28 protein-coding genes are annotated in these 24,586 nt (G+C 63.0%); 16 read left to right on the top strand and 12 right to left on the bottom strand.

What is annotated here, in order from left to right; genetic code table 11:
• The first annotated feature begins 71 nt into the window (after positions 1-71).
• Genes K3725_RS10045 through K3725_RS10060 form a run of 4 tightly spaced genes read left to right on the top strand, consistent with a single transcriptional unit; the run spans position 72 to position 2,261 of the window.
• Complete coding sequence (locus K3725_RS10045) at positions 72-935, top strand: MBL fold metallo-hydrolase (RefSeq protein ID WP_260015183.1); 864 nt, start codon at positions 72-74, stop codon at positions 933-935.
• Between the two features lie 26 nt (positions 936-961).
• A complete protein-coding gene (locus K3725_RS10050; protein ID WP_260015185.1) occupies positions 962-1,390 on the top strand; it encodes a YeeE/YedE family protein in 429 nt (142 codons plus the stop codon).
• On the top strand, positions 1,390-1,824 hold the full coding sequence (locus K3725_RS10055) for a DUF6691 family protein (RefSeq protein WP_260015186.1): 435 nt from the start codon (positions 1,390-1,392) through the stop codon (positions 1,822-1,824). Before K3725_RS10050 ends, K3725_RS10055 begins: the two co-directional genes overlap by 1 nt.
• Before the next feature lie 11 nt (positions 1,825-1,835).
• Entirely contained in the window at positions 1,836-2,261 is a 426-nt protein-coding gene (locus K3725_RS10060; RefSeq protein ID WP_260015190.1) for a TIGR01244 family sulfur transferase, read from the top strand.
• A 267-nt stretch (positions 2,262-2,528) separates the two neighbouring features.
• On the opposite strand, the gene K3725_RS10065 is transcribed toward K3725_RS10060, so the two are convergent.
• The 5 genes from K3725_RS10065 to K3725_RS10085 all read right to left on the bottom strand — a co-directional run bounded on the left by K3725_RS10065 (position 2,529) and on the right by K3725_RS10085 (position 8,745).
• Positions 2,529-3,863: a FliM/FliN family flagellar motor C-terminal domain-containing protein gene (locus K3725_RS10065; protein WP_260015191.1), complete on the bottom strand. Its 1,335-nt coding sequence runs from the start codon at positions 3,861-3,863 to the stop codon at positions 2,529-2,531.
• Between the two features lie 84 nt (positions 3,864-3,947).
• Entirely contained in the window at positions 3,948-6,626 is a 2,679-nt protein-coding gene (locus K3725_RS10070; RefSeq protein ID WP_260015193.1) for an ATP-binding protein, read from the bottom strand.
• Positions 6,626-6,967, bottom strand: coding sequence for a hypothetical protein (locus K3725_RS10075; protein ID WP_260015194.1), 342 nt, complete (start codon positions 6,965-6,967; stop codon positions 6,626-6,628). Before K3725_RS10075 ends, K3725_RS10070 begins: the two co-directional genes overlap by 1 nt.
• 7 nt (positions 6,968-6,974) lie before the next feature.
• Positions 6,975-7,355, bottom strand: coding sequence for a response regulator transcription factor (locus tag K3725_RS10080; protein WP_260015195.1), 381 nt, complete (start codon positions 7,353-7,355; stop codon positions 6,975-6,977).
• Positions 7,356-7,446: 91 nt separating this feature from the next.
• The gene (locus K3725_RS10085; protein WP_260015197.1) at positions 7,447-8,745 is read right to left on the bottom strand and encodes a helix-turn-helix domain-containing protein; all 1,299 of its coding nucleotides are present in this window, start codon (positions 8,743-8,745) and stop codon (positions 7,447-7,449) included.
• Between the two features lie 230 nt (positions 8,746-8,975).
• Between K3725_RS10085 and K3725_RS10090 the strand changes: the two genes are divergently transcribed.
• The 8 genes from K3725_RS10090 to K3725_RS10125 all read left to right on the top strand — a co-directional run bounded on the left by K3725_RS10090 (position 8,976) and on the right by K3725_RS10125 (position 15,902).
• Entirely contained in the window at positions 8,976-10,322 is a 1,347-nt protein-coding gene (locus K3725_RS10090) for a substrate-binding protein (protein WP_260015198.1), read from the top strand.
• Between the two features lie 131 nt (positions 10,323-10,453).
• On the top strand, positions 10,454-11,476 hold the full coding sequence (locus K3725_RS10095; protein WP_039182337.1) for a branched-chain amino acid ABC transporter permease: 1,023 nt from the start codon (positions 10,454-10,456) through the stop codon (positions 11,474-11,476).
• 3 nt (positions 11,477-11,479) lie between these two features.
• The gene (locus K3725_RS10100) at positions 11,480-12,685 is read left to right on the top strand and encodes a branched-chain amino acid ABC transporter permease (RefSeq protein WP_260015200.1); all 1,206 of its coding nucleotides are present in this window, start codon (positions 11,480-11,482) and stop codon (positions 12,683-12,685) included.
• Between the two features lie 12 nt (positions 12,686-12,697).
• A complete protein-coding gene (locus K3725_RS10105; RefSeq protein ID WP_260015202.1) occupies positions 12,698-13,453 on the top strand; it encodes an ABC transporter ATP-binding protein in 756 nt (251 codons plus the stop codon).
• A gap of 12 nt (positions 13,454-13,465) precedes the next feature.
• A complete protein-coding gene (locus K3725_RS10110) occupies positions 13,466-14,221 on the top strand; it encodes an ABC transporter ATP-binding protein (RefSeq protein WP_260015203.1) in 756 nt (251 codons plus the stop codon).
• A gap of 270 nt (positions 14,222-14,491) precedes the next feature.
• Positions 14,492-14,752 (top strand): PepSY domain-containing protein, encoded by a 261-nt coding sequence (locus K3725_RS10115; RefSeq protein WP_260015204.1) that lies wholly within the window; start codon positions 14,492-14,494, stop codon positions 14,750-14,752.
• A 65-nt stretch (positions 14,753-14,817) separates the two neighbouring features.
• Complete coding sequence (locus K3725_RS10120) at positions 14,818-15,360, top strand: cytochrome b/b6 domain-containing protein (protein ID WP_260015205.1); 543 nt, start codon at positions 14,818-14,820, stop codon at positions 15,358-15,360.
• Positions 15,357-15,902: a helix-turn-helix transcriptional regulator gene (locus K3725_RS10125; RefSeq protein WP_260015206.1), complete on the top strand. Its 546-nt coding sequence runs from the start codon at positions 15,357-15,359 to the stop codon at positions 15,900-15,902. Before K3725_RS10120 ends, K3725_RS10125 begins: the two co-directional genes overlap by 4 nt.
• Positions 15,903-15,910: 8 nt before the next feature.
• On the opposite strand, the gene K3725_RS10130 is transcribed toward K3725_RS10125, so the two are convergent.
• Entirely contained in the window at positions 15,911-17,407 is a 1,497-nt protein-coding gene (locus K3725_RS10130) for a class I adenylate-forming enzyme family protein (RefSeq protein ID WP_260015208.1), read from the bottom strand.
• Positions 17,408-17,502: 95 nt separating this feature from the next.
• On the opposite strand from K3725_RS10130, the gene K3725_RS10135 reads away from it, so the two are divergent.
• The 4 genes from K3725_RS10135 (at position 17,503) to aat (ending at position 20,764) form a co-directional block, all read left to right on the top strand.
• On the top strand, positions 17,503-18,039 hold the full coding sequence (locus K3725_RS10135) for a PAS and helix-turn-helix domain-containing protein (protein WP_260015209.1): 537 nt from the start codon (positions 17,503-17,505) through the stop codon (positions 18,037-18,039).
• A gap of 156 nt (positions 18,040-18,195) precedes the next feature.
• On the top strand, positions 18,196-18,696 hold the full coding sequence (gene accB, locus K3725_RS10140; protein ID WP_260015211.1) for an acetyl-CoA carboxylase biotin carboxyl carrier protein: 501 nt from the start codon (positions 18,196-18,198) through the stop codon (positions 18,694-18,696).
• Positions 18,697-18,705: 9 nt separating this feature from the next.
• On the top strand, positions 18,706-20,055 hold the full coding sequence (gene accC, locus K3725_RS10145) for an acetyl-CoA carboxylase biotin carboxylase subunit (RefSeq protein ID WP_260015213.1): 1,350 nt from the start codon (positions 18,706-18,708) through the stop codon (positions 20,053-20,055).
• A 76-nt stretch (positions 20,056-20,131) separates the two neighbouring features.
• Entirely contained in the window at positions 20,132-20,764 is a 633-nt protein-coding gene (gene aat / locus K3725_RS10150; protein WP_260015214.1) for a leucyl/phenylalanyl-tRNA--protein transferase, read from the top strand.
• On the opposite strand, the gene K3725_RS10155 is transcribed toward aat, so the two are convergent.
• The 6 genes from K3725_RS10155 to K3725_RS10180 form a co-directional block, all read right to left on the bottom strand.
• Positions 20,728-21,090, bottom strand: coding sequence for a DUF2155 domain-containing protein (locus tag K3725_RS10155; RefSeq protein WP_260015216.1), 363 nt, complete (start codon positions 21,088-21,090; stop codon positions 20,728-20,730). The genes aat and K3725_RS10155 overlap by 37 nt on opposite strands.
• On the bottom strand, positions 21,087-21,539 hold the full coding sequence (mlaD, locus tag K3725_RS10160; RefSeq protein ID WP_260015217.1) for an outer membrane lipid asymmetry maintenance protein MlaD: 453 nt from the start codon (positions 21,537-21,539) through the stop codon (positions 21,087-21,089). The genes K3725_RS10155 and mlaD overlap by 4 nt, the downstream gene beginning before the upstream one ends.
• Before the next feature lie 25 nt (positions 21,540-21,564).
• Positions 21,565-21,951 (bottom strand): NADH:ubiquinone oxidoreductase subunit NDUFA12, encoded by a 387-nt coding sequence (locus K3725_RS10165; protein ID WP_260015219.1) that lies wholly within the window; start codon positions 21,949-21,951, stop codon positions 21,565-21,567.
• Positions 21,952-22,085: 134 nt separating this feature from the next.
• Positions 22,086-22,451 (bottom strand): RidA family protein, encoded by a 366-nt coding sequence (locus K3725_RS10170; RefSeq protein WP_260015220.1) that lies wholly within the window; start codon positions 22,449-22,451, stop codon positions 22,086-22,088.
• A 67-nt stretch (positions 22,452-22,518) separates the two neighbouring features.
• Positions 22,519-23,787, bottom strand: a complete 1,269-nt coding sequence (gene clpX / locus K3725_RS10175) for an ATP-dependent Clp protease ATP-binding subunit ClpX (protein WP_039182301.1) — start codon at positions 23,785-23,787, stop codon at positions 22,519-22,521.
• A 150-nt stretch (positions 23,788-23,937) separates the two neighbouring features.
• Positions 23,938-24,570, bottom strand: a complete 633-nt coding sequence (locus K3725_RS10180; RefSeq protein WP_260015223.1) for an ATP-dependent Clp protease proteolytic subunit — start codon at positions 24,568-24,570, stop codon at positions 23,938-23,940.
• Positions 24,571-24,586 lie beyond the last annotated feature (16 nt).

Below are 24,586 nucleotides of genomic sequence, written 5' to 3' on the forward strand. Positions count from 1 at the left end.
CCGCCCGCCGGCAGGCTTGAAACACATTCTTAAATCGCTATATGAATTGCAAACCCAAGGGAGACCGCCTGATGACCCCCGCCGTCAAAGCCTTTTTCGACGAAGCCACCAACACTGTCTCTTACGTGGTGCGTGAACCGGAAGGATCCGCCTGTGCTATCATCGATTCGGTGCTGGACTACGACCAGGCCGCGGGGCGCACCTGCACCGCATCCGCAGATGCTGTCATCGCCTGGATCAAGTCTGAGAACCTGCGAGTCGAGTGGATCCTGGAAAGCCATGTGCACGCCGATCACCTGTCCGCGGCACCCTATTTGCAGGATCACCTGGGCGGCAAGATCGGCATTGGCGCGCAGATTACCGTTGTGCAGGACACGTTTGGCAAAGTGTTCAACGAAGGCACTGCGTTCCAGCGGGACGGCAGCCAGTTCGACCAGCTGTTCCGCGAGGGCGACAGTTTCATGATCGGGCAGATGCGCGGCGAGGTGCTGCACACGCCCGGCCATACTCCCGCCTGCCTCACCTATGTGATCGGCGATGCGGCCTTTGTCGGTGACACCTTGTTCATGCCGGATTTTGGCACCGCGCGCTGCGATTTTCCCGGCGGCTCCTCTGCCGATCTTTTTAACTCGATCCAGAAGATCCTGGCGCTGCCCGATGAAACCCGCGTGTTTGTCGGCCACGACTACAAGGCACCGGGCCGGGATGACTATGCCTGGGAGACCACAGTGGGCGAGCAGAAGGCGCTGAACGTGCATGTGGGCGCGGGCCGCAGCATCGAGGAGTTTGTCGAGATGCGCGACGCCCGGGACGCAACGCTGGGCATGCCGCGCCTGATCCTGCCGTCGCTGCAGGTCAATATGCGAGCCGGCCAGATGCCGGAACCGGACGAACAGGGCGACGTGTTCCTGAAGATCCCGGTCAACAAGATTTAGAAAGACAGACGAGGCGGAGCGGAAAGATGGAAGCGGATTGGATCTGGGGACTGGGCGGCGGGCTGCTGATTGGCCTTGCCGGTGCCGTGTTCCTTCTGGGCAACGGACGCATCATGGGCGCCAGCGGCATCCTGGCCGGACTGCTGGATGGCAGCGGGCGGTCCAATGCAGCTGAGCGCATCGCCTTCATTGGCGGCGTCGTTCTGGTGCCGCTACTGATCGCATTTGTGACAGGACATGCACCGGACACCCATGTCACGAGCAATGCAGCGGTGCTGACTGGCGCAGGGCTGCTGGTGGGCATCGGCACACGCATTGCCAACGGCTGCACCTCCGGCCACGGGGTCTGCGGAATTTCCCGTTTGTCCCTGCGCGGCATTGCGGCAACTGCTGTCTTCATGCTGGCCGGCATTCTGACGCTGGCGGTCCTGCGCCAGATGCTGGGGGTAATCTGATGCTGCGTATTCTTCTGGCACTTTCCGCAGGCGGGCTGTTCGGCACAGGGTTGATGCTGTCAGGGATGACCGACACCGCCAAAGTGCAGGGCTGGCTGGATATCTTCGGCAACTGGGATCCAACGCTGGCCTTCGTGATGGGCGGCGCGCTCATACCAATGACCATGGCCTGGCGGCTGACTGCCGGGCGCAGGCCTGCGGCGGGCGGCAGCTTCCCTGCCGCGCCGCACAAGGAGCTGGACCGGCGGCTGGTTCTGGGGTCTGTGCTGTTCGGAGCCGGCTGGGGCCTTGCAGGCCTCTGCCCTGGTCCCGCCATGGCTTCGCTCAGCTACAACGGCTGGCAGGGCGTGCTGTTCTTTGCCGCAATGGCCTGCGGCATGATGGCCGCGCCGTGGTTCAGCCGGCATCTGGACCGTGCGGCTGCAAACGCGTAAAGACTCGGGCCATGGATGCACGCGTAATCACCCCCCGCTATTCGGTCTCGCCGCAGATCTCGGCTGAGGACCTCCCCGCCATTGCTGATGCCGGTTACAAGACGGTGATCTGCAACCGCCCGGACGAGGAAGTCCCGCCCAGCCATCAGGCGGAAGCGATCCGCGCAGCCGCCGAGGCCGCCGGGCTGCGGTTCGAGGTGCTGCCGCTGACCCATCAGACCATGACCCCGGAAAATATTGCGCTTCAGCGTGAACTCTATGAAAGCTGCGACGGCCCGGTTCTGGCCTACTGCGCCTCCGGCACGCGCTGTTCCGTGGTTTGGGCGCTGGGTCAGGCCTGCGATATGGCAGCCGACGAGATCCTGCAGAAAACACAAGCCGCAGGGTATCAGCTGGACGGGCTGCGCCCCGCTCTGGAGTCTTTGGCAGACAGCTAAGGAAGTGCCGGGGCAAAAGCACAGACCGCGCTGCAGAGCGGCTCTACTTTAGAAATAAGGGCTGCCGGCCGCTTGCCAGCCGTTTCTTTGCAGCCGTCCCCGGCCGCAGGTTACGCCATCGCGGGCCAGGATGGTGCGTCATGCAGCCTGGCGCGGCTATCGCCACTGTCATCGCAGCCTCAGGCGCGTTTTACCATTCAGACCGGACTGACCAGCCCTGCCGGGAACTGAAATGTGGCGTTCGCGGGGACCGCTGCACCGTCGGCCTCAGCCTTCCGGCAGTGCGCTTTCCAGGCCTGCAAGCTGGGAAATTTCCTCTGCATCGCCAGCGCTGAAGTCATCCAGATCACCCGCAGGCAGGTCCGGCAGATCGGACAGATCAGGAAGATCCGGAAAGCCGCCCTCCAGTCCATCCATGCTCAACCCGCCGTCACCCTCAAGCGCAGGCAGGCCCATTGAGTCCATGTCCCCGCTGAGGCCGCCCCCAAGCGCGTCATCCAGCCCCCCGCCGCCAAGCGCGGGCAACCCGTCGCCGCCTGCATCCAGCGCCCCGCCATCCAGCGCAGGGAGACCCATGTCATCCATCGGGTCCTGCAATCCTTGCGCGGCGATTCCCATATCCAGATCGAGCGCGGGCGGCGTGTCCGGCAAGGCTTGCATGCCGCCGCCTTCGGAAAACGCCGCTGCGTCCGCGCCGCGGTCTGCGGGCCGGCTGTTCCTGGGCGGGTTCAGGCGCACCGCGCGCGATCCGTTCATCTGGCCGAGACGCCCCTGCGCCACCGGCTTGCCGCCGATAGTCAGCAGATCGGTTTCATACAGAAACGCCGAATCCAGAGGAATGGTATCGCCGATCTGGAGGCTGGCGAATTTCTGAACCGGCACCCGCATCCTGCAAAGGACAGCAGTCAGCTCCGCCCGGATCGAATCGAGGCTGGCGCCGAGAGACGGGCCACTGGCGCTGTTCTGGCCGCCTTGCAGTTCTTCTGCCGTGGGTTCGGGCAGGATCAGCTTCATCACCCCCTGCATGGCGCCGCAGGACAGGTCCAGGTTCAGCTCAATCACCCGGTAATCATCGGCTTCCATGCCCAGCACCAGACTGCGCACATTTTCGACCTGGGCGCCGAATCTGTATCCGGAGAACAGGGATTCGTCCGCCTGGCCGTCCAGCATCGCCACAACCTTGGCAAAGCAGCGTTCCAGGAAGTCCGCGGTCATTGCGGCGTCCGTCGGAGTGTAGTGGCGTTCAGACGGCGCCTTGCCGATAACCGCCCCGATGGTCTGCTGCTGAATCAGCGCCGTGACAGTGGCAGCATCCATGCTGGCGGCGCCAAGCCGCCCGTGCGGGCAGTCCAGCACCACCAGGAGATCCTTGTCCGACAGCTGGTCCGCCAGATCTTCGGAGGCACGGTTGGACTGACGCGCCGCCAGAACCGCCATCGGCAGATTGCACAGATCCGCAGCCGCGCGCGCGACCGAACGGCGCAACGCCTTCAGGGTCAGGGAACTGGTCAGCCCCCCGGCACCTTCCCTGGTCGCCGCCAGCTTGCGTGCAAGCACATTCTGCCTGCCGCTGCCCGCCTCTGCTGCTTCTGTTTCAGACATAGGCTGTTTAACCTGCCCCTTGCGCGTCCCGTTTCTCCGGTTTTAACCGAAAGGGGGTTAACAACTTCTGTATTCCTGCACGTCTTATGCAGCCTTTTCACCTGCGGCAGGTAGGGAAACCCGAAAGGCGCCGCCACTGCGGTCCGGCAGATAGGACACATCGCCGCCCAACCGCTGCATGACCTCGCGGCAGATCGCCAAACCCAGACCGGCGCCGCCTGCCCGCTCCGGGCTAACGCGCGCAAATTTTTCAAAAATCATCTGCTGGGCGTCTGCTGGCACGCCGCGGCCGTTGTCGGTGAAATCGACATGCAGCCGCCCCCCGGACACAGAGGCGGAGACCGTCAGTTCAGGCTGCTCTGCATCGCAGTATTTCTGGGCATTGCTGATCAGATTGATGAACACCTGCGCCAGCCGGTCCAGATCAGAGGACAGACGGAACCGTTCCGCTTCCGGGCGGCGCCGGACCGTCAGCGGCGTCTCTGACCCGGCCAGCGCGGCTGCGACGGCGTGGTCCAGCACTTCGGACAATGTGCCCGCCGTGATGTTGAGGCTGACCTGGCCGCTTTCCAGCACGCTGAGGTCAAGAAGGTCATTCAGCAGCCGGGTCAGGCGCAATGTTTCGTCATGGATGATTCCGGCGTAGCGCCGCTGCTCTTGCGGGCTGAGCTGCCCGGCATCCCGCAAGATCTCGGAAAAGGCCCGGATCGACGTCATCGGGGTCCGAAGCTCGTGGCTGACCTGGCTCAGGAAGGCATCCTTCTGCTCGGATATCTGCGTGAGTTTCTCGTTTGTTTCCCTTAACTTGCGCGCCGTCGCTGACAGTTCTGCCGATTGCGCCTCCAGGCGGCTGGAGTACTCAAGCATCTGCGCGGTTTCATCGGCCACCGCCAGCAGGTCGGCCACCGAAACCGACGAGCCGCCAGCAATCTGGCCAATCATTGCATGCGCCGCAGCCGCGCCGATGGAGGCGCTGAGTTCCCGCTCCAGCCGCTCAAGGAACGCAGGCGTCGGCTCCGGCAGCGCGCCGCGGCCGCCCTGCCGCATCCGCTCGCGCTGGAAGAACGCTTGCGCTTCCGATGCCCCCAGGATCCGCTGCGACATGATCATCAGATCCTCGCATTGCGCCACCGATCCGGTCCAGCCGCGCGGCCCCGCAGAGTGCTCGAAAACGTTGACAAATTGCGCGCCCTGCAGACGTTCCAGCGGACTGGGGAAGCTCAACAGCGAGACCAGGCAGAACACCAGCGCATTCAGGCTCATCGACCACATCACAGCGTGGACCGTCGGATCAAGGCCTTCGATCCCGAACAGCGCTTCGGGCCGCAGCCAGCTGAGACCGAACAAGCCGTGACGCAGGATGTGCTCCGGCAGCAGCCCGCCGCCCAGGGCCGGCAGCAGCATGGTGTAAAGCCAGATCCCGAAGCCGACAGTCAGCCCCGCCAGCGCACCGCTGCGGGTGGCGCCGCGCCAGAACAGGCCGCCCACCAGCGCTGGCAGCAGCTGCGCCACCCCTGCAAAGGAGATGAGGCCAATGGCGGCCAGCGCCGCGGCCCCGCCGGAAAGGTGGTAATAGAAATACCCCAGCGCCATGATCACCGCGATCGACACCCGGCGCGACAGCAGAACCACGTCGCGCACATCGCCAGATACGGATGCCTGACGGCTTTGCAGCCGCAGCCAGACCGGCATCACGATATGGTTCGACACCATCGTCGACAGCGCCATGGCTGCCACAATCACCATGGAGGTGGCGGAGGAGAACCCGCCCAGGAAAGACAGCATCGCCAGCCCCTGCTGGCCTTGCTGCAGCGGCACTGTCAGCACGAACATGTCTGGATTCGACCCGGCGGGCAGCAGATCCAGCCCGACCACGGCGATTGGCACCACAAACATGGAAATCAGCAGCAGGTACAGCGGAAACGCCCAGGAGGCGATCCGCAGGTGGCGTTCGTCCTCGTTCTCTACCACCATCACCTGGAACATCCGCGGCAGACAGATGAAAGCTGCGGCCGACAGAAAGGTGATCGCGGCCCAGCGGCTGCCATCGACATTCCACTGCCCGATCCGCGACGCATCAATGCGGGCCAGCGTTTCGCTGACGCCGCCGGAAATGCCCCAGACCACAAAGATCCCGACAGCCAGCAAGGCCGCCAGTTTGACAATCGCCTCCAGTGCGACGGCTGTCACAACGCCGTGGTGGCGCTCATTGGCATTAAGGTTGCGGGTCCCGAACAGAATCGCAAAGACCGCCAGCCCCGCAGCGACCCAGAACACGATCGAGGTTTCATTGTAACCGCGCAGCGGATCGGCCTCGGCAAAGATTGCAAAAGACAGTGTAACAGATTGCAATTGAAGAGAAATGTACGGCGTGACACCGATTACCGCCAGAATGGTTGCACCGGCCGCCAGCAGGTTCGACTTGCCATAGCGCGAGGACAACAGGTCAGCGATCGAGGTGATCCGCTGGCTGCGCCCGATCCGGACCAGCTTGCGCAAGCCCCACCACCAGCAGATCATCACCAGGGACGGGCCAAGGTAGATGGTAACGAATTCCAGCCCCGAGCGTGCCGCATACCCAACTGCACCGTAAAAGGTCCAGGCGGTGCAGTAGATCGACAGCGACAGCGTGTAGATCAGCGGCGAGCGCATCCAGGCCGCGCTTTTGCCCCGTGTCGCCATGCGGTCAGCCCAGAAAGCGATGAAGAACAGAAAGGCCACATAGGCCAGGCAGACGAAGGCAAGGACATTCAGGGAGGCCATCAGCGGTCCTCCGTCCTGCCGGAAGGCCGGCCTTCGGTGCTGCCGCCGTCCGCTCGGCCACCGGTCCAATGGTCAGCCCACCGCTGCACCGCCAGGCTGAACACGAAGCAGGCGGCAATCAGCCCGATCCACACCGCAAAGATATAGATGATGGCCGTTGACATGCTGACGCCGCCGCGGGCCGCCGGATGGGCCGTGGCCTCTGGCCACAGCAGCGGCAGTGCCAGAAGCAAGGCGCCCAGAACCGGCAGCAGCCGGGAGATATCCATCAGACGGCGGCGGCGGTAGGTCTGGCGCTCGGTGCGGGTGCCTGCCTGTTTTTCGCCGTTCCCCAGCGCCATCGCGCCCTTAGCCCTGCCCGGCCTGGGCGTGCAGATCGCGCACGGCGGTCAGAACCTCCGCATTGGAGAACGGCTTGGTCATAAAGCGGGTGACGCCGGCCTTTTCCGCCATTTCGCGGTCGCGCATCTGGCCGCGCGCAGTCAGCATAAGGACGGGCAGCGCCTGCATGCCGTGCTCCGCCCGCAGTTCCCGCACGATTTCCAGCCCGCTCTTACCGGGCAGCATCAGGTCAAGAATCACCAGATCGGGGTTCGCGTCCCGGATCACTTGGGATGCAGTGGCCCCGTCGCTGTGCGCATCCACACTCCACCCGTCCCGGGTCAGCAGAAACCGGATCGCTTCCGCAATATTCGGTTCGTCCTCGATCAGAACAACATGCCTGCCCATCAGCAGAAATTCCTCCCCGCGTTTCCCGCGGCAGGATCAGCCGGGGCACGCATTCATTTTCACGCAGATTAGCCGCGCGGTGTGATCCCTGTCAAAACTCTTCCTTCAGGATTGAAGGTTCCCGGCGGGCCGGGCACTGCCGCCGCGGGCAGACACGGCAGCTGGATCCGACAGGCTGGGGATCGTCTGACACATCGGCTCCTGGCAGGATAAGCATCGCAGACCGGTATAGCGGATCGCTGCCGAAATCCGGCACCCCCTGCGGCCCGGCGACAGCCATGCAATCGAACACGGCCGCAGTTCGCCCTTGCTGCATAACACTGCGGCGCACCGGAACATAAGGGCGGAGCAAGGCGGTATAGAGCGGCCAGAGAGGGCATGAGGCGCCGAACCGCGGCATGGCAAAACCGGTCAAGGGTTTCCGGAACACCAAAGCGCCGGAGGAATCGCAGATCACCAGCCCCGTCTCCTGCCCTGCAAGATCCTCGGGCAATGCCGCAATGCGGCGCAGGACAGCGGGCAGCGGACAACCGAAATGGCGCGACAGCTCAACCGGCTCAAGGCCGTGCATCGCAAGCTGCCTTTCCATCTCCGGCAGCGGCATGAGCCGGGCGTCCTCCGCATAGCTCTCGAGCGCCGACAGCGCCAGGCTTCGGGAGGCTTCGCTGGCCAGCGCCGGGGCGCCCGCCAGCAGATCAGCAGGTTCAGCAGTGCCCTCTTCCAGCTCCGGAAAATGGTAACCGTGATCCTGCAGGAAGGCCTCTGCCTCTTCCTGCGGCATTCCACGCCGGTCTGCACCGGTGTCCCCGTCATCCAGGAAATTCACAAGTTCCCGGCTGCTTTCGGACAAACGCAGCGAATCCTGGTTGAGGTTCTTGTGGAACCGGTCCCGCCATTCCGGCTCCAGCTCGCCGGTTTCTGCCAGAATCGAAGCGGTGGAGCGGATTGCGGCAGCTGTCGACAGCACCTCATGCACAGAGGCAGCCAAGCTGGGATCGTGCGTCAGCCGGTCCGAAAGCGTCTCCACAGTGCGTTCCAGCGATGCTATCCGCCGGTGCCCGGCCGCCAGAACCTCCGCCCAGCCCGGGAAACGGCCCGCAAATTCATCGACCCGGTCCAGCTCCGCCACCGGCACGCCGCTGTCCGCCGCCGCCTCCCGAAGGGTAGAGATTAGCGCCGCCTCTGCTCCCTCGCTCAGCATCGACGGCTCCACCCCCAGCACCCCGGCCAAGCCCACCAGCAGCTTGCCGCCGATTCTGCGCCGGTTGTGCTCAATCAGGTTGAGATAGGAGGCTGAGATCCCCGCCTCCCGCGCCAATTCGGCCTGGCGCATGCCAAGGATCAGCCTGCGCTCGCGGATCCGGCTTCCGGTCAGGGTGTCGCGTGCCATGATGGCGGGCCTCCCAAAACGCTTCCATTTCAACGGCTTTCTGCAATGCAAAATAATGTTGTTTACAGAAGCTTCGAACTCACTGTTCAGTTATTTACAGAATTTTCAAGCAATAAAAAGGTTTTATTGCCTGAGTTTACACGAGGCCCTCATACTGATTTTGCACGCAAAGTGCTGGTACCGCGCAGAAGTGAGGAGCTGCAAGGCACCAATCATATAGGGAGGAATACATGTCCAATTTTAATGCTTCGCGCCGCAGAGTCCTTAAGACCGGCGCAATTGCAGGCGCCGGTGTGGCGCTGCCGACCATCTTTACCGCCTCTTCCGCCGCGGCCTTCACCAACGAGCCGACCGGCAGCAGCGTCACCCTGGGCTTCAACGTGCCGCAGACCGGTCCCTATGCGGACGAAGGCGCCGACGAACTGCGCGCCTATGAACTGGCGGTCGAGCACCTGAACGGCGGCGGCGACGGCGGCATGATGAACACCTTCAGCTCCAAGGCGCTGCAGGGGAACGGCATCCTCGGCAAGAAGGTCGAGTATGTGACCGGCGACACCCAGACCAAATCGGATGCCGCCCGTGCCTCTGCCAAGTCGATGATCGAGAAGGATGGCGCGGTGATGATCACCGGCGGCTCCTCCTCCGGTGTGGCAATTGCCGTTCAGGGCCTCTGCCAGGAGGCAGGCGTGATCTTCATGGCCGGTCTCACCCACTCCAACGACACCACCGGCAAGGACAAGAAGGCCAACGGTTTCCGCCATTTCTTCAACGGCTATATGTCCGGTGCCGCACTGGCACCCGTGCTGAAGAATCTCTATGGCACCGACCGTGTCGCCTATCACCTGACCGCCGACTACACTTGGGGCTGGACCCAGGAAGAATCGATTGCAGCCGCCACCGAGGCACTGGGCTGGCAGACCGTGAACAAGGTCCGCACCCCGCTTGCGGCCACCGACTTCTCCTCCTATATCGCGCCGGTGCTGAATTCGGGCGCAGACGTGCTGGTGCTGAACCACTACGGCGGCAACATGGTGAATTCGCTGACCAATGCGGTGCAGTTCGGCCTGCGTGAAAAAGTGGTGAATGGCAAGAACTTCGAGATCGTCGTGCCGCTGTATTCCCGTCTGATGGCCAAGGGCGCCGGCGAAAACGTGAAGGGCATCCACGGCTCCACCAACTGGCACTGGACACTGCAGGATGAAGGCTCCATGGCCTTTGTGAAATCCTTCGGCACCAAATACGGCTTCCCGCCGAGCCAGGCCGCACACACCTGCTATGTGCAGACGCTGCTTTATGCAGATGCGGTCGAGCGGGCCGGCAGCTTCAACCCCTGTGCGGTTGCCGAAGCTCTGGAAGGGTTTGAGTTCGACGGCATGGGCAACGGCCCGACCCTCTACCGCGCCGAAGACCATCAGTGCTTCAAGGACGTCCTGGTGGTGCGCGGCAAGGAGAACCCGACCTCTGAATTCGACCTTCTGGAAGTGGTCGAGGTCACTCCGCGGGCACAGGTGGAATACGCACCGGACCATCCGATGTTCGCCGGCGGCAATCTGGGCGCCTGCAACCCGGGCGCCTAAGCCAGCCGCAGGGCACCGGAATTTTTTTGAAAATTCCGTGCCGGAGCCCGTACCGGACTCCGGCAGCCCCAACCGGCCCGTCCGCTCCCCCGCCGGGCGGGCCTTCCCCAACCTGACGCACGGTGGGACCCATGGACGCCATTCTCCTGCAAATCCTGAACGGGCTCGACAAAGGCTCGGCCTATGCGCTGATCGCGCTGGGTTTGACACTCATCTTCGGCACGCTGGGCGTGGTGAACTTTGCCCATGGGGCGCTGTTCATGATCGGTGCCTTCTGCGCCGTCACCCTCCAGCGCATCCTGAACCTCAGCTTTGAGCTCGTGGACGAAACCCAGAAAGACTTTCTGGGCAACCCGCTCAAGGTGAAAACCCCCTATGTGGAGGCCTGGTTCGGCCCCGACATCGGCGGCAGCATCATCGACTGGGCGGTGCCCCTGGCAATCCTCTTTGCGATCCCGATCATGATCGGTGTCGGCTATGTGATGGAGCGCGGGCTGATCAAGCATTTCTATAAGCGCCCTCACGCCGACCAGATCCTGGTAACCTTCGGCCTCGCCATCGTGCTGCAGGAAGTGGTGAAATACTTCTACGGCGCCAACCCGATCCAGACCCCGGCACCGGATGCACTGAACGGCGTTGTAAACCTGGGCGCGGCCATCGGCATGGACATCGTCTATCCGGTCTGGCGCGTGGTCTACTTCTTCTTTGCGGTGCTGATCATTGGCGGCATCTTCAGCTTCCTGCAATTCACCACCTTTGGCATGGTGGTGCGGGCCGGCATGGCCGACCGTGAAACCGTGGGCCTCTTGGGCATCAACATCGACCGCCGCTTCACCATCATGTTCGGCATCGCGGCCGCTGTCGCGGGCCTCGCAGGCGTCATGTACACGCCGATCAACTCTCCCAACTACCACATGGGCATGGACTTCCTGGTCCTCAGCTTCGTGGTGGTGGTTGTCGGCGGCATGGGTTCGCTGCCCGGCGCGGTGCTGGCGGGCTTTCTGCTGGGCGTGCTCGAAAGCTTTGCCTCTATGAACGAGGTCAAATCACTGCTGCCCGGCATCGACCAGATCATCATCTACGTGGTCGCAATCATCATTCTGCTGACCCGGCCGCGGGGCCTGATGGGCCGCAAAGGCGTGATGGAGGAATAAGACATGTTCGGACTCGACAAAAAAGACACATCAAAGCTGATCATCGTCGCCTGCCTCGCACTGCTTGCGCCCTTTATCCTGAACCCGTTTCCGACAGACAGCGCGATGGCGCAGTTCAACGCGGGCTATCCGGACCTGATGCAGCGGTTCGTGATCTTCGGGATCTTTGCCATCGGCTTCAACATCCTCTTCGGCCTCACCGGCTATCTGTCCTTCGGCCATGCGGCATTTCTGGGGGTCGGCTCCTACTCCGCCGTGTGGATGTTCAAGCTGATCGGCATGAATGTGATCCCGGCGATCGTGCTGTCGGTGATTGTCGCGGGCCTGTTTGCACTACTCATCGGCTTTGTATCCCTGCGCCGCTCCGGCATCTACTTCTCGATCCTTACGCTGGCCTTTGCGCAGATGTCCTTCAACCTCGCTTACTCGGTGCTGACGCCGATCACCAACGGCGAGACCGGTCTGCAACTGACGCTGGAAGACCCCCGCATCCTGGGTGTCTCCGCCACCGCGGACGGCTCGATCCCTGTGACCAACCTGTTCGGCCTGGAAATGCGTTCCACCTTTGAACTGGCGCTCGGCCCCTGGGCCTTCCAGTTCAACGCGGGCTACTACCTCTGCGCGCTGATCATGCTGGCCGCCTTCTACCTGGCAATCCGCATCTTCCGTTCGCCCTTCGGCATGATGCTGCGGGCGGTGAAGTCGAACCAGCAGCGGATGAACTACACTGGTCTCAACACCCGTCCCTACACCCTGGCGGCCTTCGTGATCTCAGGCATGTATGCAGGTCTTGCAGGCGGTCTGATGGCCTCGATGGACCCTCTGGCAGGCGCTGAGCGGATGCAGTGGACCGCTTCCGGCGAGGTGGTGCTGATGACCATCCTCGGCGGTGCCGGCACGCTGATCGGCCCGGTGCTGGGCGCGGGCTTCATCAAATACTTCGAGAACATCTTCTCCAAGATCAACGACAACGTGCTGCACAGCTGGTTCAGCTTCCTGCCCGACGGGATGGAGGATGCGGTGGTCTTTATCATCCACCCCTTCATCGGCAAGGGCTGGCATCTGACACTGGGCATCCTGTTCATGCTGGTGGTGATCTTCCTGCCCGGCGGCCTGGTTGAGGGCGGCCAGCGTATCAAGGGCTGGCTCAGCCGCAGCAAGGCCACAGACGGCAGCAAGGCCGCCGGCGAAACCAACCCCGCGGAATAAGGAGACAGAACAATGGGTATCCTTGAAGTCAAAGACGTGGGGAAACGGTTCGGCGGCCTCCAGGCGCTCTCGAACGTGAACCTCAGCGTTCAGGAAAACTCGGTCCATGCTATCATCGGCCCGAACGGCGCAGGCAAGTCCACCCTGCTCAATTGCCTGGTGGGCAAGCTGATCCCCGACACCGGATCTGTCATGTTCGACGGCCAGTCGGTGCTGGGCCGCGCCCCTTACGAGATCAACCAGATGGGAATCAGCCGCGTATTCCAGACACCGGAAATCTTCGGCGATCTGACAGTGCTGGAAAACATGATGATCCCCTGCTTTGCCAAGCGGGACGGCGCGTTTGAGCTGAACGCCCTGTCCTCGGTGCTGCGGCAGAAGGACATACTGCAAAAGGCTGAGCACATGCTGGAAGAGATGAACATGGCGGACAAGCGGCACATGCACGCCGCCGCCATGTCCCGCGGCGACAAGCGGCGGCTGGAGATCGGCATGTGCCTGAGCCAGGAACCGCGCCTGCTGCTGCTGGACGAGCCCACCGCCGGCATGGCCCGGGCCGACACCAACAACACAATCGACCTGCTGAAGCAGATCAGCGAGGAGCGCGACATCACCATCGCCATCATCGAGCACGACATGCATGTGGTGTTCAGCCTCGCCAACCGGATCACCGTGCTGGCCCAGGGCACCCCGCTGGTCGAGGACGACCCGCAGAACATCCGCGGCAACCCCAAGGTGCGCGAAGCGTACCTGGGCGAAAGCGCGTGAAGGAGAAACACCATGAATGTTAAACCCGATTTCTCCAAGAACGCCAACGTGGCCACCACAGCCCCGGCCTTCCTGTCGGTCTGGGATGTGCACGCCTACTACGGCGAGAGCTACATCGTGCAAGGCATCAGCTTCAACGTCCACGAAGGTGAGATCCTGGCGCTCCTTGGCCGGAATGGCGCGGGCAAGACCTCGACCCTGCGGTCAATCGCCCGCACTGGCTCTCCCATGGTGACCCGCGGTGAAATCTGGCTCGACCACAAGCCGCTGCACAACATGGCCTCGCACGAGGCCGCAGCCGTCGGGCTGGGTCTGGTGCCCGAGGACCGCCGCATCATCCCCGGCCTGACGGTTGAGGAAAACCTGCAGTTGGCGCAGATCGCGCCGCCCATAGGCTGGTCTCTGGAACGTCTCTATGACCTGTTCCCGCGCCTTGGCGAACGCCGCAAGCAGGAGGGCGTCACCCTGTCCGGCGGTGAACAGCAGATGCTGGCAATTGCCCGCGCGCTGGCCCGCGACATCAAGGTGCTGCTTTTGGACGAACCCTACGAAGGCCTCGCCCCGGTGATCGTCGACGAGATTGAAAAGACCCTCATCCACATCAAGGAACAGGGCATGACAACCATCATTGTCGAGCAGAATGCGGTTCGCGCCCTGGAACTGGCGGACCGTGCCGTGATCCTCGATACCGGCGGCATTGTCTTTGACGGCACCGCCGCCGAGGTGCTGGAAAACGAGGAACTGCGCGCCGAATACCTGGCGATCTGAGCACCCTAAGACTTCATCTTCGCCGTGCCGGCCACCCGCGTGCCGGCACAGGGTCACTGAGGCCGGCTCTGATTGGGGCTGGCCTCCTTCTTTGTGCCTAGCGGCACCCTAACACACCATTCGAAGCCATAAACCCCTGTTATACGCTGCGGTTTTCAGCCCTATTCCAACTTTGCGCCTATTCTATCCGTCCTCCCTGCTCCCGATGTCGATGCCACAGGCCGCGCCAATCCGGCACGGCATCTGACACAACACGTAAAGGACCAAGACATGCGCAATTCCGTGAAACTTATCGCACTTGCCCTCACTCTTCCTGCCGCAGCGGCATTGGCCTCGGAGACCGCGATCAGCGCCGACGCCGAAACCAAGATCCGCAGCGTGCTGACCAGCCAGGGTTTTGAGGTCACCGAAGTTGAGGCCGAAGACGGCATGTTCGAAGCCGAGGCCACCAAGGACGGCAAAGAGTACGAGTTCTACCTGAACGATCAGTTCGAGGTCGTGAAGGTCGAGGAAGACAGCGAAGACGACTGATCGCCGACACTACTTTGTTTCCCGGATGCACCTGCCTCCGCATCCGGGATCGACAGGAGACTGACATGCAAAAAGCTTACGTCTGGGATCCGCTGGTACGGTCGTTTCACTGGCTGCTGGCAGGCGGTTTTCTCGCCAACGTACTGCTGACCGATCCGGACGGCTCCCTTCACCACTACATTGGCTACTTCATCGCGGAACTGGTGGGGCTGCGCATGATCTGGGGGCTGACCGGCAGCCGTTATGCCCGCTTCTCCTGCTTCCCGCCGGACCCTGGTGCAGCCGCCGGGCAATTGACCGATATCGCAACAGGTCGGGTGCGCCATCACAAGGGCCACAGCCCCCTGGGCGCCTTGATGATCTACAACCTGCTGCTGACGCTGCTGGCAGTGGCCCTGACCGGCTGGATGGCGGCGTCTCCCGCGCTTCAGAGTTTCGGCTGGCCGGAAGACCTGCATGAGGCGCTGGTTTCCTGGGCCGAGTTCTCAGTCGTCCTGCATGTGGCCGCCGTGCTGTTCGAAAGCCGCAGGACCAAAGTCAATCTGGCGCGCGCGATGGTCACTGGCTACAAGGAACTGCCCAAGACCGACGCGGAGCCTGCGCCATGACCCTGAACCGGCAAGACCCGGCCAAACCCTGGATCCTGATTGCCGTCATCGCCGTGCAGGCCCTCTGCGCGGCGGTATTTCTGGGCGATATGATTGCTGATCTCTCCGGTATGGAGGCTGCTGATGCCGAGCAAGGCGAAGGCCCGCACGCCTATATCGAAGGCCTGGCGGCGCTGGCGCTGGCGGCAGCTATCGTGATCGAGACCCGCATCCTGATGTGGCTGATGCGGCGCAAGGCGCATCTGGAGGAAAGCCTGACCTCGGCCCAAGCCGCAGTGCAGGAGGTTATCGACGCTGAGTTTGCCAATTGGGGGCTGACACCAGCTGAGCTGGATGTGGCCACCTTCCTGGTCAAGGGGCTGACGACGGCCGAAATCGCCGCCCTGCGCGGCAGTGCCGAAGGCACGGTCAAGGCGCAGCTCAACGCGATTTACCGCAAGTCCGGCACCGGCAACCGGGCCGAACTGATGAGCCTCTTGATCGATACCCTGATGGGACAGCGTCAGACGGAAGCCCGCAACGGCCCTGCCCGCATCGCCTAAGCGGCCCGTTACAGCATTTTGCGAAGCTCAGTTTTCAGAATCTTCCCGTAGTTATTCTTGGGCAAAGCATTTATTCGGATATACGCCTTCGGGCGTTTGAACCGGGCAATCTGGCTGTTGCACAGATCGTCGAGTTCCGCATCCGGCGCATTGCCGACGACAAAGGCTACCACTTCCTCGCCCCAATCGGCATGAGGACGGCCTACGACGGATACTTCACTCACCTGGGGGTGCATCAACAGCGCCTCCTCCACTTCGCGCGGATAGACGTTGGAGCCGCCGGTGATGATCATGTCCTTGGAACGGTCCTGCAAGGTCAGGTAGCCGTCCGTATCCAGCACCCCCATGTCGCCTGTCATAAGCCAGCCGTTGACCAGCGTCTTGGCCGTCGCGTCTGCGTTCTGCCAATAGCCGGGCATCACCGCGTCGCCCCGCACCATGATCTCGCCGTGTTTCCCCGCGGGCAGGAATTCACCCTCTGGAGTGCCGATCCGAACCTCCACCACGCTTTGCGCCCGGCCGGCACTGGCCAGCCGCTCCTTCCAGCGCGGATGCACGCAGTCCTGCACGTCATGGCGCCGCAGCGCGGTGATCGCCATCGGGCATTCGCCTTGGCCGTAGACCTGCACAAAGACCGGGCCGAAATGAGCCACCGCTTCCATGATGTCAGCGACATACATCGGGCCGCCGGCATAGACGACCGTGCGCAGCCCCTCCCCCCTGCGGCCCAGACGTTTCGCTTCGGCGGTCATCCGTGTGACCATCGTGGGCGCAGCAAACATGTGCACGCGGCCAAAATGCGCGGCCAGATCAAAGATCTCCGCCTCGTCAAAGCCGCCGGAAACTGGGCAGACATGCCGCGCACCCGCCAGAACATGCTGGATCGCATAGATCCCCGCGCCGTGGCTCATCGGCGCGGCATAAAGCGCATGATCCGACGCGCTCACCTGATCGACATCCGCGAAATAGGCCATGGCCATGCTCACCAGCATCCGGTGGGTGATCATCACCCCCTTGGGCCGGCCGGTGGTGCCGGAAGTGTAGAACAGCCAGGCAAGATCTTCCGGCAGGCGCGGCGCGGGCTCTGCCACCGGATCAGCCTGCAAGGCAGCCGCATGCTCAGGGCCGGTGATGTCCACACAGCGCACCGCGGCTTCTGTCGCCTCAACCGCCTCTGTCAGGCCCGGCGACGTGAACACCAGCACGGCCCCGGAGTTTTCCAGGATGAACTCCGCCTCCTTGCCGTGCAGCTTGGCATTGATCGGCACAGCCGCCGCGCCTGCATACCAAATGCCGTAGAGCGCGATCAGGTAGTCCGGGCAGTTCTTCATGAAGATACCGACGCGGTCGCCGGCGGCAATGCCCTGCGCCTGAAGCCAGCCTGCAAGTGACGCCGCACGCGCATGGAACCCGGCGTAATCCTCCACCAGGTCCTGCCCCAGATACAGCGCCGGCCGCGCGCCCTCTGCCGCGGCCATCCTCGCCAGCCACACCGCTATGTTCATGCCAATCGCCTCCCCGGCTTGCCGTTGCGGCCGGAAACTGGCACGCAAGGGCAAAGCCCTTCAATTCCGCAAAAATACCTGCGTAAGAATACCATATGAGCGATCTTGCCTTTGACCATGCCCCCGTGGGCCTTGCAGTTCTGGAACGCCGCGTCATCACCCGGTGCAACCTGCAATTCGCGGCGACATTCGGCGGCGCGCCCGGCGATTACACCGGCGTGCTGATTGCTGAGCTGTATCCCAGCCAGGAGGATTTCAACCGCATCGGCGCCCTGCTGCAGCAGCCAGAGGCGCAAGGCGGCACTTACAGCGACGAGCGCATCATGCGGCGCCGGGCGGGCAGCCTGTTCTGGTGCCGGGTGCGCGGCCGCTCGGTGACGCCTGAGGCTCCGTTTCAGACCGGGATCTGGTCCTTTGCCGATATTTCGGACGACCGCCCCGTGGTTTCCCTCACCCCGCGCGAGCGGGAGGTCGCCATCCTCACCTGCAAGGGGCTGTCAGCCAAGGAAATCGGCAAGCATCTGGATCTGTCCTACCGGACTGTGGAGAGCCACCGTGCGCATCTGCTGCAGAAATTCGGCGCCCGCAAACTGCCGGAGCTGGTGGCCAAACTGACCGGGATGCCCCTCTAGGCAGGAAATTCCCGCAGGCAATTGCGAATCCGCGCCATAGACCTCATGTTACACCGCAGTTCAGGAGTGCTTTCCTTGCGGTAATCCTTGCCCTATAAGCGCCCTAATTTCCTGCCCGCCCCTCCGGCGGGCCTGTCGGAATTGGCTGAGGACAATATGACCAACAAATCTCACGAAGCTGACGTGGCATTCATCAAGGCGCTGGCGGAGCTGCTGCGCGAAAACGACCTGACCGAGCTGCAGGTAAAACGCGACTATGGCGACGACGACAGCCTGAACGTGCGCGTGTCGCGCCAGACCGTAATGGCGGCTGCCCCGATGCAGGTACAGGTTCCTGCCGCTGCCGCCGCTGCGCCGGTTGCAGCCGCAGCCGCACCTGCCGCTGCCGCCCCCGCAGCCGCAAACGACGACCCGGCCAGCCACCCCGGCGCCGTGACCTCGCCGATGGTCGGCACCGTCTATCTGCAGCCGGAGCCCGGCGCGCCTTCCTTTATCTCCGTTGGCGCGCAGGTCAGCGAAGGCGACACCCTGCTGATCGTCGAAGCCATGAAGACCATGAACCACATCCCGGCTCCGAAATCCGGCACCGTGAAGCGCATCCTGGTCGAAGACGGCGCCGCCGTTGAATTCGGAACCCCCCTGGCCATCATCGAGTAAGGATCTGCCATGTTTGACAAGATCCTGATTGCCAACCGCGGCGAGATCGCCCTGCGCGTGATCCGTGCCTGCCGCGAGATGGGCATCAAGTCCGTCGCGGTGCACTCCACCGCGGATGCCGACGCGATGCACGTCCGCATGGCCGATGAATCGGTCTGCATCGGGCCGCCGTCGGGCGCCCAAAGCTACCTGTCGATCCCGGCCATCATCTCGGCTTGCGAAATTACCGGCGCCCAGGCGATCCACCCGGGCTATGGCTTCCTGTCGGAAAACGCCAACTTCGTGCAGATCATCGAAGACCACGGACTGACCTTCATCGGCCCGTCGGCGGCGCATATCCGCATCATGGGCGACAAGATCACCGCCAAGGAAACCGCCAAGAACCTCGGCATCCCGGTGGTGCCCGGCTCCGACGGCGGCGTGCCAGACATCGCGGCAGCCAAGAAGGCCGCCAAGGACATGGGCTACCCGGTGATCATCAAGGCCACCGCCGGCGGCGGCGGCCGCGGCATGAAAGTGGCCAAGGACGAGAAAGAGCTGGTCTCGGCCTTCTCCACCGCCCGCTCCGAAGCCAAGGCCGCCTTTGGCAATGACGAAGTGTACATGGAGAAATACCTCCAGAAGCCGCGTCACATCGAGGTTCAGGTCTTTGGCGACGGCAAGGGCACCGGTATCCATCTGGCCGAACGCGACTGCTCCCTGCAGCGCCGCCACCAGAAGGTATTCGAGGAGGCCCCCGGCCCCTGCATCACCCCGGAAGAACGCGCCCGCATCGGCAAGATCTGTGCCGACGCTATCGGCAAGATGGGCTACTCCGGCGCCGGCACCGTCGAATTCCTCTATGAAGACGGCGAGTTCTACTTCATCGAGATGAACACCCGCCTGCAGGTGGAGCACCCGGTGACCGAGGCCATCTTCGGCGTCGATCTGGTGCGCGAGCAGATCCGGGTGGCCGAAGGCCTGCCGATGTCCTTCACCCAGGACGATCTGGAGATCAACGGCCACGCCATCGAGGTGCGGATCAACGCCGAGAAACTGCCGAACTTCTCGCCCTGCCCGGGCAAGATCACCCAGTACCACGCCCCCGGCGGGCTGGGCGTGCGGATGGATTCGGCGCTTTATGACGGCTACTCAATTCCGCCCTACTATGACTCGCTCATTGGCAAGCTGATCGTGCACGGCCGCGACCGGACCGAGGCGCTGGCGCGCCTGAACCGGGCCCTGGGCGAGCTGATCATCGACGGTATCGACACCACCGTGCCACTGTTCCACGCCCTGCTGCAGGAACAGGACATCCACACCGGCGACTACGGCATTCACTGGCTCGAACGCTGGCTGGAAGAGAACACACCGGGCTGAAATCCCAACGGGGCGCACCATCAGGTTGCGCCCCGTTTTACTTTTCCCTGCCTTTCCCCTTTATACTGGCGGCACCATGAGCCTGACTGCCGATCTCTTGCTGCACGCCTATTCCGCCGGTGTTTTCCCGATGGCCGAACACCGCGACGATCCCGAAGTGTTCTGGGTCGACCCCAAGCGGCGCGGGATTCTGCCGCTGGATGGCTTCCGCATCTCCCGCTCGCTGGCCAAACGGATCCGCAACGGCGGCTTCGAGGTCACCGTGAACTGCGACTTTGCTGGCGTGGTGGACGGTTGCGCCGACCGGGCAGAAACCTGGATCAACGGTGAGATCCGCGACCGCTACCTGGAACTGCACCTGATGGGCAACGCCCACTCGCTTGAGGTCTGGCATCAGGGAATGCTGGCGGGCGGAACCTATGGCGTTTCTCTGGGCGGCGCCTTCTTTGGCGAGAGCATGTTTTCCCGCCGCCGCGACGCCTCCAAGGTGGCACTGGCCTATCTGACGGACCGGCTGGTGCAGGCGGGTTTCACCTTATGCGACACCCAGTTCCTGACACCGCATCTGGCCTCGCTTGGCGGCGTCGAAGTCACCCGCGCCCGCTACCGCGCGCTCCTGCGCGAGGCCCTGGACAAGGATGCCGAGTTCATGCGGCCTGCTGTGCCGGACGCTCAGCTGCTTTTGCAGCGGATGACCCAGACGTCGTAACGGTTGTGGTCCAGCGCGTTCAGCGCCGGGCTGGAGGCAATCATCCAGCCCTGAAAATGCTCGGCACCGTTCCTGGGGTCCCGCACCGAAAGATAGGCGTAGGCGTCGCCGGTCGGGTTGTCCGCCGGATAGCGGCAGTCAGACACCGTCACCAGCAGGCCGAACATCTCGGCGCTGGCGCCGATGGCCACCTCGGCATCCAGTGAATGCCCGTTGACCTTGTCCAACGCCCGCAGCACCGCCGCCGTCCCTTGGGTGGCCTGCTCCTGCGCCAAGGCCGGCAACGCCAGCAGAGCAGTTGTCAGTGCTGCTGCAAGGCGCCTCAAGACTCTTCCCCGCCGCCTGCCACGAATTTCACCAAAAGCGAAATCAGGCTGACCGCGCCTTGGGTGTCCTCGATCTCATCACCCGGCTCGAAGGCAAATGGAGAGCCGCCCGGCATGATCTCAACGAAATTGCCGCCCAGCAGGCCTTCGGAGGAAATCACCACTGCGCTGTCGTCCGGAACCTCAATACCGTCCCTGACCGAAAACACCGTATCGGCGCGGAAGGTTTCAGGGTTCAGGTCAACGCCGGTCACGGTGCCGATCTTGACGCCGGCCAGCCGCACATCGGTACCGACGCTGACGCCTTCCAGCGAACGGAAAGACGCTGTCAGATCATAGGTGGAGCCGCCGCGCGACAAGCCCGCCGCCTGCCCTGCATAAACGGCAAAGCCGATGGCCGCCGCCAGCACGATGCCGCCGGCAAAAACTTCAGTAGGATTATGGGACATGAAATCAGCCTTTTGGCAGATGTGTTTACTCGGGCACCCAGGCCTCATAGTCGCGGCGCTCTTTCGGCTCGCCGCCTGAACGGATCGACCCGGCCGGCGCATAGGCCATCATGGTGCCGGTCAGGTTTTCCTGATGCGGCTTTTCCCAGGCCTTGTGCTTCAGCGGCTTTTCGCTCGGCACCTCGTCAAAGGTGCGGTGCAGCCAGCCGTGCCAGTCGGGACTGATGCGGGAGGCTTCCACTTCGCCGTTGAACATCACCCAGCGCTTGCTGTCATCCGCGTTGCGGTAGAACACATTGCCCTGGTCATCCTCACCCACCTTGATGCCCTTGCGGGCGGTGAAGATCCGGGTGTTCAGGGTGGAACCGTTCCACCAGGTCACAGCGCGCAGAAGAGTGTTCAGGATTCCCATGGGTGCCTCCGGATTTTTCCAGCTTCGATATGGCCCAATTTCCCGCCAAGGTCCAGTGGCTTGCACCTTGGGCGGCCTGTGACTTGGCGGGATTTGGCAGATTTGCCTCAGCGGCGGCTGCGCCGCCGGGCCGGTCAGCCCTCTGCGGGCGCCAGCGCGGTCAGTTCGATCTCGATCCGGAACTTGGGATCAATCAGATTGCACTCGACCATGGTGGCCGCGGGCGGGTTGGCGCCGAAAGTTTCCGACAGAATGGGCCAGCAAGGCTCGAACTCCGCGGCGTCCGGCAGGTAATAGTTCACCCGCACCGCATCGGCAAAGCTGGCGCCCGCCTTCTCCAGCGCCGCTGCGATGGTGTCCAGCGCCGAGCGGCACTGCGCCACCACGTCGTCGCCCTGCCCCACGGTTCCCGCAACATGCACGAAACCGCCTGCAACCACGGCGCGGCAATAGCCGATCTTGGCCTCGAACTCCCCGCCCGAAGAAATCCGCTTGATCATGTTTCTCTCCTTCAACATGAAAACGGCGCGGAAATGACCGCGCCGCTCTATCAGAAACTTTCGCCTGTCAGCCCGCTGACGCCGGCTCTTTCTCGGCATCTGCGTGAATCATCAGCGGCTGCGCGTCAGAGGTCACCGCCTCCTCATTGACAACCACCTTGGTCACGCTGTCCATGCCCGGCAGGTCGAACATGGTATCCAAGAGGATGTCCTCCATGATCGAGCGCAGGCCGCGGGCGCCGGTCTTGCGTTCGATCGCCTTCTTGGCAATCGCGCTCAGCGCTTCCTCGGTGAAGTCCAGTTCGGTGTCTTCCAGCTCGAACAGGCGCTGGTACTGCTTGACCAGGGCGTTCTTCGGCAGGGTCAGGATGGTAACCAGCGCATCCTCGTCCAGATCCTCGAGCGTCGCCAGAACCGGCAGACGGCCGACGAATTCCGGGATCAGGCCGAATTTCAGCAGATCTTCCGGCTCCAGGTCCTTGAAGATCTCGCCGACGCCGCGCTCGTCATTGTCGCGCACATCGGCGCCAAAGCCCATTGCCGAGCCCTTGCCGCGCTGCGCGATGATCTTATCGAGACCGGCAAAGGCACCGCCGCAGATGAACAGGATGTTGGTGGTGTCCACCTGCAGGAATTCCTGCTGCGGATGCTTGCGCCCGCCCTGCGGCGGAACAGAGGCGACGGTGCCTTCCATCAGTTTAAGCAGCGCCTGCTGCACGCCCTCGCCCGACACGTCGCGGGTGATCGAGGGGTTTTCCGACTTGCGGGTAATCTTGTCGACCTCGTCGATATAGACGATGCCGCGCTGCGCGCGCTCAACGTTGTATTCCGACGCCTGCAGAAGCTTGAGGATGATGTTCTCGACATCCTCGCCCACATAACCGGCCTCGGTCAGAGTGGTCGCATCCGCCATGGTGAAGGGCACATCCAGGATCCGCGCCAGCGTCTGCGCCAGCAGCGTTTTGCCGCAGCCGGTGGGGCCGATCAGCAGGATGTTGGATTTCGCCAGTTCAATGTCCGACCCAGCCTTCTGGGCGTGGTTCAGACGCTTGTAGTGGTTGTGCACCGCAACCGACAGCACCCGCTTGGCGGTGGCCTGGCCGATCACGTAGTCATCCAGCACCTGGCAGATGTCCTTGGGCGTCGGCACGCCGTCGGTGGCTTTCAGCCCGGATGCTTTTGTCTCTTCACGGATGATATCCATGCACAGTTCAACGCATTCATCGCAAATGAACACGGTGGGGCCTGCGATCAGCTTGCGCACTTCATGCTGGCTCTTGCCGCAGAAGCTGCAGTAGAGGGTGTTCTTGCTGTCGCCGCCTGAATTCGTCGCCATGGTCTACCTTTCAGTCCGCCCGGTCCGCTGCACCCGCACTGCGGGGCATTTCCTCTTTTGGCCAGCTTAAGCCAGTGCTTAGGCCGCCACAATGTGAAAGTGTGCCCCATCTTAACCGCCGGGGCACACGGCTGTTCACAAGCTCAGGCGTCAGGCCTGCTCGTCATCGCCCTTGGCGCGGTTTTCGACGATCTCGTCGATCAGGCCGAATTCCTTGGCTTCTTCCGGCGACATGAAGTTGTCGCGCTCCAGCGCCTCGACAATGGTGTCGTATTCCTGGCCGGTGTGCTTGACGTAGATCTCGTTCAGGCGCTTCTTCAGCTTCAGGGTTTCCTCGGCGTGGATCATGATGTCCGTGGCCTGGCCCTGGAAGCCGCCGGAAGGCTGGTGCACCATCACGCGGGAGTTCGGCAGGCTGAAGCGCATGCCCGGCTCGCCGGCGGTCAGCAGCAGCGAGCCCATCGAGGCCGCCTGGCCGATCACCAGGGTCGAGACCTTGGGCTTGATGTACTGCATGGTGTCATAGATCGACAGGCCCGAGGTCACGACACCGCCGGGGCTGTTGATGTACATGGAAATTTCCTTGGACGGGTTTTCCGCCTCGAGGTGCAAGAGCTGCGCCACGATCAGGGAGCTCATCCCGTCGTGCACCGGGCCGTTCAGGAAGATGATCCGCTCCTTCAGCAGGCGGGAAAAGATGTCATAGGCCCGTTCGCCCCGGCTGGTCTGCTCAACCACCATCGGGACCAGGGTGTTCATGTATGTTTCTCTGGGATCAATCATTGCAACCTGCCTGCGT

It is taken from the genome of Leisingera sp. S132 (assembly GCF_025144465.1).
Lineage (GTDB): Bacteria > Pseudomonadota > Alphaproteobacteria > Rhodobacterales > Rhodobacteraceae > Leisingera.